This window comes from Devosia sp. (assembly GCF_040509215.1).
Lineage (GTDB): Bacteria > Pseudomonadota > Alphaproteobacteria > Rhizobiales > Devosiaceae > Devosia.
On record NZ_JBEVLL010000188.1, the window covers coordinates 1 to 15,354 of the forward strand.

Annotated in this window: 17 protein-coding genes; 4 read left to right on the plus strand and 13 right to left on the minus strand. The window is 62.1% G+C overall.

The annotated features are described in order from the left end of the window. On the minus strand, positions 1-741 hold a 741-nt coding region (locus tag ABW043_RS10415; protein WP_353921143.1), incomplete at its 3' end, for a metallophosphoesterase. Positions 742-991: 250 nt separating this feature from the next. On the opposite strand from ABW043_RS10415, the gene ABW043_RS10420 reads away from it, so the two are divergent. Further along, a complete protein-coding gene (locus tag ABW043_RS10420) occupies positions 992-1,642 on the plus strand; it encodes a ThuA domain-containing protein (protein ID WP_295409529.1) in 651 nt (216 codons plus the stop codon). Positions 1,643-1,648: 6 nt separating this feature from the next. On the opposite strand, the gene ABW043_RS10425 is transcribed toward ABW043_RS10420, so the two are convergent. Next, a complete protein-coding gene (locus ABW043_RS10425) occupies positions 1,649-2,287 on the minus strand; it encodes an NrsF family protein (RefSeq protein WP_353921144.1) in 639 nt (212 codons plus the stop codon). Further along, positions 2,284-2,835 (minus strand): sigma-70 family RNA polymerase sigma factor, encoded by a 552-nt coding sequence (locus tag ABW043_RS10430; RefSeq protein ID WP_353921145.1) that lies wholly within the window; start codon positions 2,833-2,835, stop codon positions 2,284-2,286. Before ABW043_RS10430 ends, ABW043_RS10425 begins: the two co-directional genes overlap by 4 nt. Positions 2,836-2,994: 159 nt before the next feature. Here ABW043_RS10430 and ABW043_RS10435 point away from each other — a divergent pair, with 159 nt between their 5' ends. The 3 genes from ABW043_RS10435 to ABW043_RS10445 all read left to right on the plus strand — a co-directional run bounded on the left by ABW043_RS10435 (position 2,995) and on the right by ABW043_RS10445 (position 5,047). Next, positions 2,995-3,318, plus strand: a complete 324-nt coding sequence (locus tag ABW043_RS10435) for a hypothetical protein (RefSeq protein WP_353921146.1) — start codon at positions 2,995-2,997, stop codon at positions 3,316-3,318. 92 nt (positions 3,319-3,410) lie between these two features. Then, the gene (locus ABW043_RS10440) at positions 3,411-4,259 is read left to right on the plus strand and encodes a cytochrome b/b6 domain-containing protein (RefSeq protein ID WP_353921147.1); all 849 of its coding nucleotides are present in this window, start codon (positions 3,411-3,413) and stop codon (positions 4,257-4,259) included. After that, on the plus strand, positions 4,256-5,047 hold the full coding sequence (locus ABW043_RS10445) for a molybdopterin-dependent oxidoreductase (RefSeq protein WP_353921148.1): 792 nt from the start codon (positions 4,256-4,258) through the stop codon (positions 5,045-5,047). Before ABW043_RS10440 ends, ABW043_RS10445 begins: the two co-directional genes overlap by 4 nt. Before the next feature lie 118 nt (positions 5,048-5,165). Here ABW043_RS10445 and ABW043_RS10450 read toward each other — a convergent pair whose 3' ends face one another. The 10 genes from ABW043_RS10450 to lpxC form a co-directional block, all read right to left on the minus strand. After that, the gene (locus tag ABW043_RS10450; protein WP_353921149.1) at positions 5,166-5,633 is read right to left on the minus strand and encodes a DUF3828 domain-containing protein; all 468 of its coding nucleotides are present in this window, start codon (positions 5,631-5,633) and stop codon (positions 5,166-5,168) included. Between the two features lie 9 nt (positions 5,634-5,642). Beyond that, entirely contained in the window at positions 5,643-6,155 is a 513-nt protein-coding gene (locus ABW043_RS10455; RefSeq protein ID WP_353921150.1) for a hypothetical protein, read from the minus strand. Then, positions 6,155-7,444 (minus strand): hypothetical protein, encoded by a 1,290-nt coding sequence (locus tag ABW043_RS10460; protein ID WP_353921151.1) that lies wholly within the window; start codon positions 7,442-7,444, stop codon positions 6,155-6,157. The genes ABW043_RS10455 and ABW043_RS10460 overlap by 1 nt, the downstream gene beginning before the upstream one ends. Before the next feature lie 22 nt (positions 7,445-7,466). Continuing rightward, positions 7,467-9,683, minus strand: a complete 2,217-nt coding sequence (ligA, locus tag ABW043_RS10465; RefSeq protein ID WP_502908637.1) for an NAD-dependent DNA ligase LigA — start codon at positions 9,681-9,683, stop codon at positions 7,467-7,469. Positions 9,684-9,820: 137 nt separating this feature from the next. Beyond that, on the minus strand, positions 9,821-11,491 hold the full coding sequence (recN, locus tag ABW043_RS10470; RefSeq protein ID WP_353921152.1) for a DNA repair protein RecN: 1,671 nt from the start codon (positions 11,489-11,491) through the stop codon (positions 9,821-9,823). A 261-nt stretch (positions 11,492-11,752) separates the two neighbouring features. After that, the gene (locus tag ABW043_RS10475) at positions 11,753-12,430 is read right to left on the minus strand and encodes a class I SAM-dependent methyltransferase (RefSeq protein ID WP_353921153.1); all 678 of its coding nucleotides are present in this window, start codon (positions 12,428-12,430) and stop codon (positions 11,753-11,755) included. Between the two features lie 48 nt (positions 12,431-12,478). After that, on the minus strand, positions 12,479-12,892 hold the full coding sequence (locus ABW043_RS10480; protein ID WP_353921154.1) for an NlpC/P60 family protein: 414 nt from the start codon (positions 12,890-12,892) through the stop codon (positions 12,479-12,481). Positions 12,893-12,969: 77 nt separating this feature from the next. After that, positions 12,970-13,257, minus strand: coding sequence for a hypothetical protein (locus ABW043_RS10485; RefSeq protein ID WP_353921155.1), 288 nt, complete (start codon positions 13,255-13,257; stop codon positions 12,970-12,972). Between the two features lie 157 nt (positions 13,258-13,414). After that, positions 13,415-14,260 (minus strand): outer membrane protein assembly factor BamD, encoded by an 846-nt coding sequence (locus tag ABW043_RS10490; protein ID WP_353921156.1) that lies wholly within the window; start codon positions 14,258-14,260, stop codon positions 13,415-13,417. An 88-nt stretch (positions 14,261-14,348) separates the two neighbouring features. Then, positions 14,349-15,305 (minus strand): UDP-3-O-acyl-N-acetylglucosamine deacetylase, encoded by a 957-nt coding sequence (gene lpxC / locus ABW043_RS10495; RefSeq protein ID WP_353921157.1) that lies wholly within the window; start codon positions 15,303-15,305, stop codon positions 14,349-14,351. Between the last annotated feature and the right edge of the window lie 49 nt (positions 15,306-15,354).

The following is a 15,354-nucleotide window of genomic DNA, read 5'->3' on the forward strand; positions in this document are numbered from 1 at the left end:
AAGGGTGTGGCTGTGACCGCCGACGATCACGTCGACCAGCGGCAGGGAGGCGGCGACGTTGAGGTCTTCGTTGTAGCCGATGTGGCTGAGAAGGATGATCTTGTTGACGCCAGCCGCATCGAGCGCTTCGGAAGCGCCGCGGACATACTGGATGACGTCGTGGAACTCGACATCGCCGGGCGAGGCGATTTCGGGAGTGTCTTCGGTGGTGGCGCCGATGATGCCGATCTTTTCGCCGCCGACATCGAGGACGATGGAGCCGCGGACCTTGCCGCGCAGGCCTTCATCCTTGGTGACGTCGAAATTGCCGCCGATGATGGGGAATTCGGCCGCTTCGATGAACTTCAGGTACTCTTCCGGGCCGTCGTCGAATTCGTGATTGCCGGTGGCGACCACGTCAAAGCCCATCTGGTTGAAGAAGTCGGAAACGACCTTGGATTTGTAGGTGGTGTAGTAGAGCGAGCCCTGGAAATTGTCGCCGGCCGAGAGCAGCAGCGAATTGCCCGTTTCGTACTTGGCGCGGGTATCGTCGATGATGGTCTTGAGGCGGGCAATGCCGCCAAAGCATTCGCCGGCGGCGTCGGTTTCAGCATCGCAATTGGAGTCCGACCCGGTGATCGGATCGAAGCGCGAATGGAAGTCGTTGATGTGCAGGATGTTGAGTGTGAATTCGGCATGGGCGGCGGTCGAAAAACCGGCGCAGAGGGTGAGCGCAGTGGCGCCCAGCAAAAGCTTCTTCATCCCTGTGGTTCCTTCGTGATTGCAGCAAGGCCCTGCTTCGACATCAGGCGCTCCCGACATTTTTTCGTGTCGCCACTGAAGCATTAAGGAGAGTTAACCAGCTAATTGTGACAGTGGAAAGTGTTTCATTTCCGAGATTTATCCGGCGCTTGGCAGTGCGCGAACCCGCGTCGCAATCGATGCCATTTGGGGTTTCAATAGCGGATGAGTCAGGTATTCTCCGCCCCGTTTGATTTGAGGGGGTGCCCTGATGCGCAGTGCTTTGATCGTCTATGGCGGCTGGGAAGGCCATGATCCCGAGGAATGCGCGACGATCTATCGTCGCTGGCTGCACGAGGACGGCTATTCGGTGCGCACGGCGACTGAAACCAGCGCCTTTGCCGATCCCTCCATTCGCGACCTGTCGTTGATCATCCCGATCTTCACGATGAGCAAGATTGCCAAGGAAGAGGCAGAGAACCTCACCAAGGCCGTCGAGGGCGGCGTGGGTCTTGCCGGCCACCATGGCGGCATGAGCGACGCTTTCCGCGAAGCGGTGGACTATCAGTTCATGGTCGGAGGCCAGTGGGTGGCGCATCCGGGCAATATCATCGACTACACGGTTGATGTGACCAAGCCCGAAGACCCGATCATGGCAGGGATTTCAGGCTCGTTCCCCTACAAGTCCGAGCAGTATTACATGCATGTCGACCCCTCCAACGAGGTGCTGGCGACGACGACTTTTACCGGTGAGCATGCCTATTGGATCGACGGCGTGGTGATGCCGGTCGTCTGGAAGCGTCGGCACGGTAAGGGCAAGGTATTCCATATGACGCTGGGGCATCAGGCCAAGGAATTCGAGAATTCCAACATGGCGACGATCATGCGTCGCGGCATGAACTGGGCGGCCAAGGACGAATAGTCCGGCCTACCAGCGCAGAACGAACTTTCCGATGACGGCGCCGAGGAGGGCCGTCATCGCGATCCCCAGCGAATACCAGACGGCCATGAACATCATGCCAGTTTCGCCGCAATAGAAGGCATAGGTCCAGGCGCCGAAACCTCCCGCGACGAGGCCGGCGGCAAAGCCTGCGAGGGTGGGCGAGCGCGGCGCGGCGGTACGTAGGGCCGAGAGCAAGGCAATCAGCACAGGCGTGCCCGCAAGCACGATCAGCCAGGGGCAAACCATGGCGGTCTGGCCCATGAGCATGGGCATGGACCAATCGGCCCGCATCCACATCATCCCGCCGCTGCCGAGGGCGATCAGCGCGAGAAGGCCAGCGCCGGCAAGGGGCCAGATGATGCGGCCATCGGGGCGGGCGAGGACGGGCGCGGCGGCGAGGCCGAGGAGACCGAAGGCCAGCGTGTAGCCGAATTTTGCCCAGAACATCATGGCGCTATCGGCGCCGCCGAAGGGGCGGCCCATCATGAGGTCGAGCACGAGATAAACGCCGACGATGGTGGCGAGCACGCCGATGACGAGGGCGAGGATGAGCCGGCGTTCGATGGTGCGGGGCGGGGTGGGTTCGAGGTCGGCGGCGAGGCGATTGATGAGGTCGTCGGTCATTTCTCGCCTCCGGCAAACTTGCCCATCAGGGCTTTCAAGCCGCGATGGATGGAGACCTTTGCCGCGGTTTCGGTGATGCCGTGGCGGGCAGCGGCTTCGGCAACGGTGGTGCCTTCGAGACGGGTCTGGCGGATAAGGTCGGACGTGCGGGGTGGGACCTGGCTGAGGACGGTTTCGACGTCGTGGCGATCGGCAGCATTGGCGCTGTCGTCGGTAGCAAAGATCGGCGCGTCGTCTTCGAGCGGGACGGTGGGGCGGATGGCGTAGCGGCGGACGTGATCCACGAATTTGTGGTGGGCGACGGCGTGCAGCCAGGCAGTAAAGGGCCTTGTGCGATCATAGGTCGAGCGCCGCGTGTGTATGGCCAACAGGGTTTCCTGCACGAGGTCCTCCGCGTGGGACGCATGAGCGGGGCTGAGGCGCCGAGCGAACCAGGGACGCAGATAGCGCGTGAGGTCGGCCAGAAGCACTCGATAGGCGGTAGCGTCGCCATCGAGCGAAGCGAGCATCAGCCCGCGCAGCCGCATCTCGGTTTCGTCCGCCTGCATCAGGTCCTCATTCGTGGCCTTGGGCGCCATGGTTACACGGCGGCGCGAAGAAAGTTGAGCCGATATCACGACGCGGTGATCGCGTAACGGATTGGGATGGGCGGGCGAATGGCTTGGCATGGACCGCCGGAGGGGCGGGTCTGAATGGGAGATTTTTCAATGCACGCCATCAAGACGATGACCATTGCCGTCCTGCTCACCACGGCTATCGCACTGCCGGCCCATGCCGAGGACGCCATGGCACCCAACACCATGGCAATGGATGCCATGGCGCCGGCCGACATGATCAGCGATACCGATCTTGAGACTTGCCTCACGCAGGCGGCCGCTATCACCTTTGCCGACGCAATGACCGCGGCGACAGTTGCCTGTCATGGCTTGCATGAAGGAATGGATGTGATCGGAGCCATTCGGTCGCTGGGCATGGACGAAAAGATGGAAGCCAATCCCATGGCAGGCGGCGCCATGGCGCCCGCAATGTAAAAGCGCAGTCACAAACAAGTGTTGGCCGCCATTTGCCCCGTGCGCTACCGTTGCTATCGAACGGGGCGAATGGTGCCGCCAAGGGGACGTTCATGACCAATGAAGACAACGAGCGGCGGCTCAAGGGGCCTCTGGTCTATCGCCAATCCGTCTGGACGCGCGCGACCCACTGGGTCTGGGCGATTTGCCTGTTCTTCCTGCTGCTCTCGGGACTGCAGATCTTCAATGCGCATCCCGCGCTCTATATCGGGCAGCAGTCGGGCTTTGAGTTCGAGAATGCGGTGCTCGAAATTGGGGCGGTCAATACGCCGGAGGGACCGCGTGGGCAGACGACCGTCTTTGGGCAGACGTTTGATACGACCGGTGTGCTCGGCATGAGCGGGGCGGCGGAAGCGCCGCAATATGTGGGGTTCCCGGGGGCTGTCACGATCCCGTCTTTCCGGGATCTCGCGACCGGGCGGGTGGTGCATTTCTTCTTTGGCTGGGTGCTGGTTGCGGCGCTGTTCGTCTGGTTTCTGGCGAGCTTCATCAATGGGCATTTGCGGCGCGATATCGTGCCCAAGGGATCGGATATTTCGGGGCTGCCGAAGGATGCGGCCGATCATGCGCGGCTGAAACTGCATCATGGACGATCCTATACGCCGCTGCAGAAGCTGAGCTATTTCGCCGTTTTCTTTGTGCTGTTTCCGCTGATCATTCTGACGGGACTGACCATGAGCCCCGGCATGGATGCGGCCTGGCCGTGGCTGCTTGATCTCTTTGGCGGGCGGCAGACGGCGCGGACGATCCACTTTGGCGTGATGGTGTTGCTGGTGCTGTTCTTCATCGTGCACATCATCATGGTGCTGCTGGCGGGGCCGCTTAATGAACTGCGCTCGATGATCACTGGCTGGTATCGAACGAGCCCGGGCACGCCAACCGAGGCAGGAGACAAGCCGTGAGCAATCTTATTCTCAATAGGCGGAAATTGCTGATCGGCTCGGCCGCTCTCGGATCGAGCCTGGCGCTGACGGGATGCGATCAGTTCGATTTTCTGGGACAGCGCGGCAATCCGGTGCGTCAGGCGCTGGAGCAGGCCAATGTTCTGACCTATCGGGCGCAGCGGGCGCTGATCGGGGATCAGGTGCTGGCGCGGGAGTATTCTGCGAGCGAAATCCGGCAGGGCATGAAGCCCAATGGATCGACCGAGCCGATGACGCCGGAATACATGTTCCTGAAGTCGCAGAACTTTGCGCCCTACAAGCTGACCATCAAGGGCATGGTGGAACGCGAGGTGTCGTTCTCGCTCGATGAATTGCGCAATATGCCGGCGCGGAGCCAGATCACCCGGCATGACTGTGTCGAGGGGTGGAGCTGTATCGCCAATTGGACGGGGACGGCGCTGGGGCCGGTGCTCGACATGGCGGGCGTAAAGCCCGAGGCGCGGTATTGCGTCTATCACTGCTTCGACAATATCCAGAAGACGCTCTCGGGCGACATTTTCTACTATGAGAGCTCGGATCTGGTGGATGCCTACCATCCGCAGACGATCCTCTCCTATGGACTCAACGATCAGGTCTTGCCGGTGAGCAATGGCGCTCCGGTGCGGCTGCGGATCGAGCGGGCGCTGGGTTACAAGCAGCCGAAGTACCTCCACACGATCGAACTGGTGGATGATCTCACCCCATTTGGACGGGGGAAGGGTGGGTATTGGCCCGACAATGGGTACGACTGGTACGGGGGGATTTGAGGGGGGCGCTCGCCGGAGGTCGTCACCCTCGGGCTTGACCCGAGGGCCCTGTACTCATTGAACCCAAGTGAAGTGTCCTCGGGTCAAGCCCGAGGATAACGTTCAGTGGATGGATGCCCTACTCCCAGCGCGCAGCGGCCTCGGCAAAAATCTCGCTGAGGCGATAGGAGAAGTCCGCGTTCTCGCCTGCGAGATCATCGATGCGCCAGCCGCCGTCTTCGTAGACCAGGTCATAGACGATGTGACGCGGTTCGCCGAAATTGGTGAAGGTGACGTCCACCGTGGCAAAGCCTTCGCTCTCTTCCGGCTCGCCGATGACGAGGTCGGCCAGATCGAAATCCTGGCCGTCGATATAAGGGTCGAAATCCAGCGCGCCGATTTCGCCCTCGGGGGTGTTTTCAGCATCGGCCTCGTAAAGCGCATTCAGCGCGGCGGAGCGGAAATCGGATTCGAACTCGGGAAAATCGCCGGAGAAGTAGGGCTCGTAAAAGGCTTCGAGCAATTCCTGGGGCGTTTCATAGGGCTGGGCCAAAGCCGGAGCGGCGAACGCCAGCAGCAGGGCGGGAACAAGGGCAAGGCGACGCATTTGGAACTCCTATTGGGCCAGCGGGCTGGCCAGATATTCGGACAGGGGCCAGGAGCCCGCTGAATCACCATTGGGTAGCAGGATTTCGTCGATCTTCCAGCCGCGGGCAGCGCCCTCGTCGACGAGCTGGAAAGTGATCGTATAGAACGGATCGCCGGAGAGAAGGATATCGACATCGCCAACGGCGCGGCCGCCCTTCACCTTGGGGTCGTGGACGACATAGGTCTGGCCGCCCGAATCCTGGCCATTGATGAAGGGCGAGAAATCGAGGGCGCCCATTTCGCTGCCGGTGGCCCAGACCTTTTCGTTTGCCTCATCCAGCAGTGCCCGCAGCGGGGTTGAAAACGTCTCTTCGTCGTCGAAATAGGCGTCGGGGTCGTAATCATCGGTCGACCCATACTGCTCGATCTGCGCGTAGACCGCCTCGAGCAGCGCCTTGGGATCATCGAAAACGGGCGCCGGCGCAGCGACCGCCGGCAATGCCAAGATGAAGAGGCCGAGGCAGGAAAAGGCCCGCAGCATCAATTGAACCACAGGGCGAACATGGGCCACTCGTCGCCCATGACACGATTGAGCTCGGCAAAGGCGGCGGCATCGGCGACCGGGCCATCGCCGAGATAGGGCAAGGCATCTTGGCCGGTGAAGAGCATGACGAGATCGGTTTCGGTGGCCGTCTCGAAATAGGTCTTGAGGTTAAAGCCCTTGCTGAAGCGCCAGTGCGGCAGCAGCAATTCGCCATTGATGATGAGATCGAGTTGATCGAGGGTGGCGAACCAGGCCTTTACGACGTCCTCGGTGATTGTCTGGTCGGGCACCAGCGAGGTCTGGGTCGGCGATGGCAGCAGCTCGCGGTCGTCGTCGGTTTCAGCGAGGATCATTTCCCAGTTCTGACGGCTGAGGGTGGTGATGGCGCTCAGGCGCTCGAGAACGGCGGCGAGCCGGGGCTGGTCGATCACCGGGAAATCGGCCGTGTGGATGGCCGCGACCAAGTCGGCGATGAAGGCATCGCTGTCGGCATCCATCATCAGGGTGCCTTCACCGCGCGAAAAATCCTGCATCGGCAGGCCCGCCTTGGGGAAGATGCGGTGGAAATAGGCGTTGAAGAAATCGGAGAAATCGTGCGCCAGCGTGATTTCGACCGGGGTGGCGCTGATATTGGCGTAGCCGGCGAACCAGATGGCGTCGGAATTGTCGAAGCCGATGATGGTGTTCTCAGTCGGCTCGGCACCCTTGGACTTGCTCTTGCCCGACGGGGGGGCGTCGGGAGTTGGGATGTCGACGAACTCGCCTGCCTCGCCGAGGAGCGCGCCGAGCGTTTCGGCGGCGCTTGCTTCGCCGTTGCCGTCGAGGTCGATGCGGACTTTGAGCGGATCGATATGGATGACGAAGGGCGTGCCCTCGCCGGCCTGCTTCATATGGCCGGCGGCGATATCGAGCGTGGCGGAGAAGGTCTCGAGGAGATCGCGGAACTGTTCGTAGGTCAGCGGCTCGGGATTGGGATTGGCTGGCGCCGTCGGGGTATCGAGGCCCATGCCGAGCAGCATGCCCATGGCGGGGGAATTGGGCGTGACCGCGCCGTGGCGATAAAGGCCTTGGGCAAAGGTCTCGTAGGCGGTGATGAAGCCATCAAGGCCCAGCGCGAAACAGGCGTCGCCCTCGCCGGCATCGCAGGCGTCGACGGAGCGATTGGCAAGGTCACGCAGCGCGCCGTCGTAGAGGCTTTGGGCGAGCTGGTCGCCCGCCTCGCCGGCCTGTGCGGCACTCGCTCCAAGAGCAAGCGCAAAACCCGCGGCGGCCAAAAAAATCCTCATGCGACCCTCTCCCTCGAAATGACTATCTGCCGACGCGCTCGAACCACTCGTCTTCGGTGATGACTTCGACGCCATGCTCCTGCGCCGTCTTCAGTTTCGAGCCAGCGCCGGGGCCGGCGACCAGAATATCGGTCTTGGCCGAAACCGAGCCGGCCACCTTGGCGCCGAGCCGTTCGGCCATAGCCTTGGCTTCGGATCGTGACATTTTTTCGAGCGTGCCGGTGAAAACTACCGTCTTGCCAGCAATTTGGCTGTCGGCGGAGATGGTGACGACATAGTCCTTCGGCGTCACCTGCTTGAGCAGCGCATCGAGCGCATCGACATTGCGCTGATTGCCGAAGAAAGTGACGAGCGCTTCCACCACCGTGCCGCCGATGCCGTCGGTTGAGGGGAAGACGGCCATGGGGTCTTCGGCGGCGACCATTTCCTTGCCGGCTTCTTCGAGCTTCTGGATCGAGCCAAAAGTGCGGGCGAGGACGGAGCCGGTGGTTTCCCCGATATGGCGGATGCCGAGGGCGAAGATGAAGCGGTCGAGCTCGGGATTGCGTCTGTTGTCTATGGCGGCGAAGAGCTTGTCGAGGCCTTCATAATTGCGGTCTTTGACCCCGCGAACATTCTTGCGCGTCTTGCCGGACGCGGCTTCGCGGGCCTTGGCTTGTTCCTCACGGCGCTCGGCAAGGGCGCGCTGCACTTCGGGGCGACGATCCTTGAGGGTAAAAATGTCGGCCGCGGTGCGGATGAGGCCGGCATTGAAGAAGGTGTCGATGTTTTCCGCGCCAAGGCCTTCGATATCGAGGGCGCCGCGGGAAACGAAGTGGCGGAGGCCTTCGACCGCCTGGGCGGGGCAGATCAACTCGCCGGTGCAGCGGCGGCGGGAGTCTTCCTTGCCTGTCTTTTCGTTGATTTCACGCACGGCGGGCGAGCCGCAGACCGGGCAGGTATCGGGGAACACATAGGGTTCGGCATCGGCCGGGCGCTTTTCGAGGACGACGCGGACGATCTGGGGGATGACGTCCCCTGCCCGCTGGATGACGACGGTGTCGCCGACGCGGATATCCACGGGTTCGTCGGCGCGGATGGGCAGGCCATTGCTGTCGATGCCCTTGATATAGTCTTCGTTGTGGAGCGTGACGTTTTCGACGACGACGCCGCCGACGGTGACGGGTTCAAGGCGGGCGACGGGAGCGAGGGTGCCGGTGCGGCCGACCTGGATGTCGATGCGCTTGACCACTGTCATGGCCTGTTCGGCCGGGAACTTGTGGGCGACGGCCCAGCGCGGCTCGCCGGTAACAAAACCCCAGCGGCGCTGAAGTTCGAGCTGGTCAACCTTGTAGACGACGCCGTCGATATCGTAGCCAAGCGAGGAGCGCAATTCCTCGATGTGATGATATTGGGCGATCAGCTCTTCGACCGATTTGGCGCGCTGCATGAGCGGGCTGATGGCAAAGCCCCAATCCGCGAATTTCTGCACGGCTTCGAACTGGGTCGGTGCCGGGTCCTCCGAGGTAGCGCCCCAGGCATAGGCGAAGAATTTGAGGTTTCGGCTGGCGGTGACGCTGGGGTCCTTTTGCCGAAGGGAGCCGGCGGCGGTGTTGCGGGGATTGACGTAATCCTGTCCGCCCGCCGCAGCCGAGCGCTCCTTGAGGGCCTGGAACTCGGCATAGGTCATGTAGACCTCGCCACGGATCTCGATGCTTTTCGGCCAGCCGGAGCCTTTGAGCTTGTGCGGAATATCGGCGATGGTCTTGAGGTTCGCCGTGATGTCTTCGCCGACCGAACCGTCGCCACGGGTGGCGCCGCGGACAAAGACGCCGTCTTCGTAAAGCAGCGAGGCCGAGAGGCCGTCGATCTTGGGTTCGGCGGTGAAGGCGATTTCGAGGCCTTCGTCCTGCTTGAAGAAACGGCGCCCGCGCTCCAGAAAATCGACCACGTCCTCGTCGGTATAGGCTTTGGCGAGGCTAAGCATGGGGACGGCGTGGCGTACTTTGGCAAAGCCGTCTGCCGGGGCCGCGCCGACCCGGCCGGTGGGCGTATCGGCCCGCACCAGCTCGGGAAAGGCCTCTTCGAGCTCGGCATTGCGAATGCGCATTGCGTCATAGGCAGCGTCGGTGATCTCGGGCGCGTCGTTCTGGTGATAGGCGATGTCGGCCGCGGCAATGGCGGCGGCGAGCCGTTCGAGCTCAAGCCGGGCTTCGTCTTCGGTGAGATCTGCGGCGGGCTTTTGGGACAGGTCGGACATAGCTCACTCAACTCAGGCTGGGTCAGTATTTTAGCCGCCGCGTCACTGGCGCGAAAGCGGGAATCCCCCGTGATGGAAACAGAGATTCCCGCTTTCGCGGGAATGACACGGGGTGGTTGTGGCGGCAGTGGAGGCGGTTATTTCACCGCTGCGAGCAATTTCTTGGCAGCAGCGCGGGCTTCCGATGTGATTTCGGCGCCGGCCAGCATGCGCGCGACCTCTTCCTGCCGGGAATCGGGTTCGAGCGGGCGGACATGGGTGCGCATGAAGGCACCCTCCTCCACCATCTGCTTTTCGATGAGCAGATGCCGGTTGGCGCGAGCGGCCACCTGCGGCGCATGGGTGACGGTGAGCACCTGAACGGTCTTGGCAAGACGCGCGAGGCGACGGCCGATGGCGTCGGCCACGGCGCCACCGACGCCGGTGTCGATTTCGTCAAAGATCAGGACTGGCGCTGAGCCGCGATCGGCCAAAACGACCTTGAGGGCCAAGAGGAAGCGGCTCAATTCGCCGCCCGAAGCAACCTTGAGCAAGGGGCCGGCGGCGGTTCCGGGGTTGGTCTGGACGTGGAAGGCGATCTGGTCGAAGCCAGCGGCAGCGACACGGTCGGTTTCGACCTGGTGATCGACGATGAATTTGGCGGCGCCGAGTTTCAGGTCCGGCAATTCCGCTTCAACGGCCTTGCTGAGCGCCTTGGCGGCCTTGGTGCGGCCCGAGGAGAGGGTTTCGGCAACTTCCCGATAGCGAGAGCGGGCGCGGGCTTCATCGGCTTCCAGGGCCTTGAGGCGGCTCTCACCGCTCTGCAGGGTATCGAGGTCGCCCTGATATTTTTCGAGAATGGCGGGAAGCTCGTCGCAGGTTGCCTGATGCTTTCGGGCAGCGGCGCGAAGGGCGAAGAGCCGCTCCTCGACGCTTTCGAGTTCGGCCGGGTCATAGGCCATCTGGCGCCGCAGGTCTTCAAGGGCCTCACCGGCGCGATCGAGGGTCACAAGGGAAGCATCAAGGGCATCAACGATGGGCTGGAAGAGTTCGGCGCCACCGTCGATCTTGCGCAGCAGGCGGCGCATCAGGCCAGACAGGGCCGGCGACGGGGCGCTGGGGCCATTGAGAATCTCGTCGATCTCGATGAGATCGGAGGCAGACTTTTCGGCCTGCTGCAATTGCTGGCGGCGTTCGGCGAGTTCGGTTTCTTCGCCTTCGACGGGCTTCAGCTTTTCAAGTTCTTCGACGGCGTGGCGGGCGTAGTCCTCGGCCGCGAGGGCCTCGGCAACCCGGGCTTGCTGCTCGCGTACGGACTGCTGGATTTCGACGAGGTCGGCCCAGGCTTCGCGCACGGCGACGGCCGGCGCGGCGAGTTCTCCGAAGGCATCGAGGGCGGCGCGATGGGTGGCGACATCGACAAGGGCACGGTCGTCGTGCTGGCCGTGGATTTCGATGATCTGGCTGCCGATTTTCTGCAGCAATGCTGCGGAAACCGGCTGATCGTTGATGAAGGCGCGGGTGCGGCCATCGGCAAACTGTACGCGGCGGAGGATGACTTCTTCGTCGTCGGCAATGGCATTGTCGCGCAGGTGGGCGCGGGCCGGATGATTTTGTGGAAGCTGCACCATGGCAACCACCTGCCCGCTCTCCTGCCCCTGACGGACCAGCGAGGCATCGCCGCGGCCACCGAGAGCCAGGGTAAGCGCATCGAGCAGGATGGATTTGCCGGCACCAGTCTCGCCGGTGAGGACGGTCATGCCCGTATCGAGCGCCAGATCGAGCTGGTCGATAAGGACAATGTTGCGAACCGAAAGCGCGTTCAGCATGCGGATCTATCCAAGGCCTGTCGGGCCTTCCTCATAGCATTTGAGGGCCGGCCCGGCGTCAGCGGCGAGTCACTTTCGCACAGCAATGCGAATGGAGAGGCATGATACCGAAATAGAACAAAATGGCAACTAGGCTTGACGCGTGTCAAAAGATGGATTGCCCGGACAAGCCGGGCAATGACGATGGAGGGGGTATTGCGGTTGGACGGAGGTTCCCCCTTGCGCGGGAATGACGCCGAGGTTGCGCGCGATACGGGCGCCCTAGCTTGCGTAGGCCACCCAGCCGCGGAAACTGAAGGCTGAGTAGAAGAGGCTGATATTGGCAAAGCCTGATTGGGCGAGCATTGCCTCTTCCTCGTCCGGCGAGAGAATCGTCAGGCGCGTGCCGATGGCCTCGCGGGCCTTTGCCGCCGTCGTGGGGTCGATATCGTCGGCCTGGCCATAGGCGACATGACGGGCGATCCAGGTGGAGCGCTCGGGCTCGGTCTGGGGGAAGCTGATATGGGCTAGGATGAACGGCGCGCCGGGTTTCAGGCGGCGGCGGATTTGGCGAAGCGTTTCAAGGCGCTGCTCGCGCGGGATGAAATGGAAGGTGAGAAGGCTGGTGGCCGCGTCGAAGGGGCCTTCGGGAGCAGCGTCGATATAGCCTTCGGTGAGATCAATGCGCGAGGCATGCTCGGCCGTGATCTGGCGGGCGAGTTGCAGCATGTCACCGGACGGGTCGACGCCGGAAAACCGCCAACCGGGGCGAAAATCCGCCATGGCCTTGAGTTCAAGTCCGCCGCCGGCGCCGAGGACGAGAATGTGGCTGTCGCTCGCTACTGTCTCGGCGAGCAGCAGGTTCATCATCCGGTGAATGCCGGCAAAGCCTGGCACCTGACGCGGCGGGCCTTCGGCATAGTGGCGGGCGGCTTGGGCGTCGAAGGGGGATGGGGGCATTGGTCTGGCGCTCCGTTTCCCGGGAGATGGGGCTTGGGCCCGCGGATGTCAAACCTGGGCGTGCGGGCGCTTAGCGCCGATCAGCACGCGATAATTCTCATGGGTAGCGAAGTCTTCGATGGCCCACTCGACGGGCAAGCCAACGGCGCGGCACAGGTGTATCGCCCTGCCCTCGCCGATATGCAAAGCCACATGGGCGCCAAAGGCATCGGAGGTTTTGCCGAAGAGGAGAAGATCGAGCGGCTGGAACTCGGTGACCACCCGGGAATGCTCTGTGTCGGCCCAGAGTTCGCTCGACCACAGGGGTGGAAAGGCAATGCCGAAATGGGCGAGGAGCACGTAGGCGAAAACCTGACAATTGGCACCGATCGACAGATCGGCCGGATGCGCCACGCCGGGATGGATGGCGGCGTTGTAGGGGATGCCCAGGAATTGCGCGGGAATGGTGAGCTTTAAGGCCATGGGCCGAGCTTAGCGCTCGGCGTCGCTGGCAGAAACCCCTTGATACACCATGGCGCAAGCGTGCTTCTTAGTTCGACTTAGTCGTCCTTCGGCGCCAACAGGTCGCGCTGGCGAAAGAACCGTTCCTCTGCAGCCTTCGACTGCCGCTCCGACCAGAAGATGAAGACGAAAAGAGCCAGAAACAGTGTCGCAGCCAGCCAATGGGCGCCGAGCGACACGGCATAACCGATTGGGTCTTCGTCGCGGAGAATGAGCTCGTGCAGGCCGCTTCGAGTGAAGCCATGCACGCCACCCGTCAGGACGCCATGGATCCCAAAGCCCGAGAACGCCAATCCTGTTGCCAAGAACAATATGCTGCGAAGCATTCGTTTCTCCCTGCTGCCTCGTCGCAGATTGGTTGCGACAACAGGTCGAGACAATTGCCCGGTCAGAACATGGTGAACGTCCCGCTATATGTGCCAACGTCTCCACCCAAACAAAAAGGGCCCCGAGGGGCCCTTTCGAATTTTAGTGCTGAGAAGCTCAGCTCTTATGGGCGGCCAGCCAGCTGCCGGAATTGAGCTGCGGGGCGAGGCCCTGCTTTCCGAGGAGTTCGAAGGCACGCTTGTACCAGTCGCTGGACGGGTAGTTGTGGCCGAGAACGGCGGCAGCGGACATGGCTTCGTTGGTGAGGCCAAGCAGCAGATAGCCTTCGGTCAGGCGATAGAGGGCTTCTTCGATGTGCGTCGACGTCTGCCACTTTTCGACAACTTCGCGGAAGCGGTTGATGGCGGCGGTATATTCGCCATTGCCGAGGTAGTAGCGGCCGACGGACATTTCCTTGCCAGCGAGCTGATCATAGGCGACGAGGAGCTTTTCCTTGGCGTCCTTGGCGTATTCCGAGTTCGGATGGTTCGAAATCAGCAGGTTGTAGGTGTCGATCGCATCGCGCGACAGCTGCTGATCACGGGTGATGTCCTTGATCTGACCGTAGTAGGACGTGCCCTTGAGCCAGAGGACGTAGGGAACGTCCTTGCCGTTCGGGTAAAGCGCCATGTAGCGGTCGGCAGCCAGGATCGCTTCGTTGAACTTGCCGATGCGATAATGGGCATAGACCTGCATCAGCTTGCTCTTCTCGGTCAGGGCATCACGCGGATGCTGGCGATCGAGCTGCTCAAGCTTCTTGATGGCGGTCTGGTAATACTGGCGGTCCATATCGTCCAGCGCGCCCTGGTAAAGAGCGGCTGCCGGAACGATCGGTTCTTCCTTGAGCTTGGGCGGGCCAAACAGGTTCATGCCGGCGCAGGCAGACAGAGCTACGGCCAACAGACCCATGGCGGCAAAACGGGCAATCCGGTTCGCCATCTGGCTTACAACTTTAACAGTCACGAAGTGCCCCGTTCTCAAACATCCACAAGCGCTTGCGGCGTAATTAGTAATTGGATCAAAACTGTGGCGCAGCGACCAGCGAGGCCGGTCAGCGCACGGACCGTAGGTAGTGGCGAACGCCCAACCCTTCGGGGTGGTCGTCAAAAGCCTCGACTTCCAACGGCAGATCCTCGGCGTTGACTATCTCATAATTGGCTTCGCTCGAAAAGAGACCGGCCAGGACATGGGCATTGAGCGCATGCCCGCCCTTATAGGAGCGGAAACGGCCCCAGATGGGCAGGCCACCAAGCGAGAGGTCGCCGATGGCGTCGAGCAGCTTGTGGCGCACGAACTCGTCTTCGTAGCGCAGGCCGCTGGGATTGAGCACGCGGTCTTCATCGACCGTGATGGAATTGTCGAGGCTGGAGCCCAGTGCATAGCCGGCCTGTCGCAGCGCCTTGGCGTCGCGGGCAAAGCCAAAAGTGCGGGCGCGGGAAACGTCGTCGAGGTAACGGCGCGGCGTCCAGTCAAAGATCATGCGTTGACGGCCGATGACCTTGGAGTCGAAGTCGATCTCGAGGTCGAGCGCCCGGCCATTGTAAGGCTCGAGGGCGGCAAAGGCGTCATTGTTGCGCACGGTGACGGCGCGAATGATCTTGAGGAATTTGCGGGGAGCCGGCTGGGCTTCGAGGCCGATCTCCATAATGGCGGTTGCAAAGGGATGCGCGCTGCCATCGAGAATGGGGCATTCCGGACCATCAACGGTGATGAGCGCGTTATCGACGCCCATGCCGGAGAGCGCCGAGGTGACGTGCTCGACGGTTGCGACGCTGACGCTGTCGCCGAGATCGAGCGTGGTGCACAGGGTCGTGCGGCTCACGCGCGAGAAATGCACGGAAACGGGCTGGGTAATACGGCCCTCCCCGAGATCGCGACGAATGAGGAAGCCGCTATCGGCCGGAGCCGGGCTGATCGTGAGATTAACAGGCGCAGCAGAGTGCACGCCGTATCCGGAAAAGGTGATTTCGCCGGAAAGCGTGCGCTGGCGTGTGGACATTTTTTTCATACTTTACTTACTCCACCCCCAAGGGTCTCACGCTCGCGCAACTGTTAGC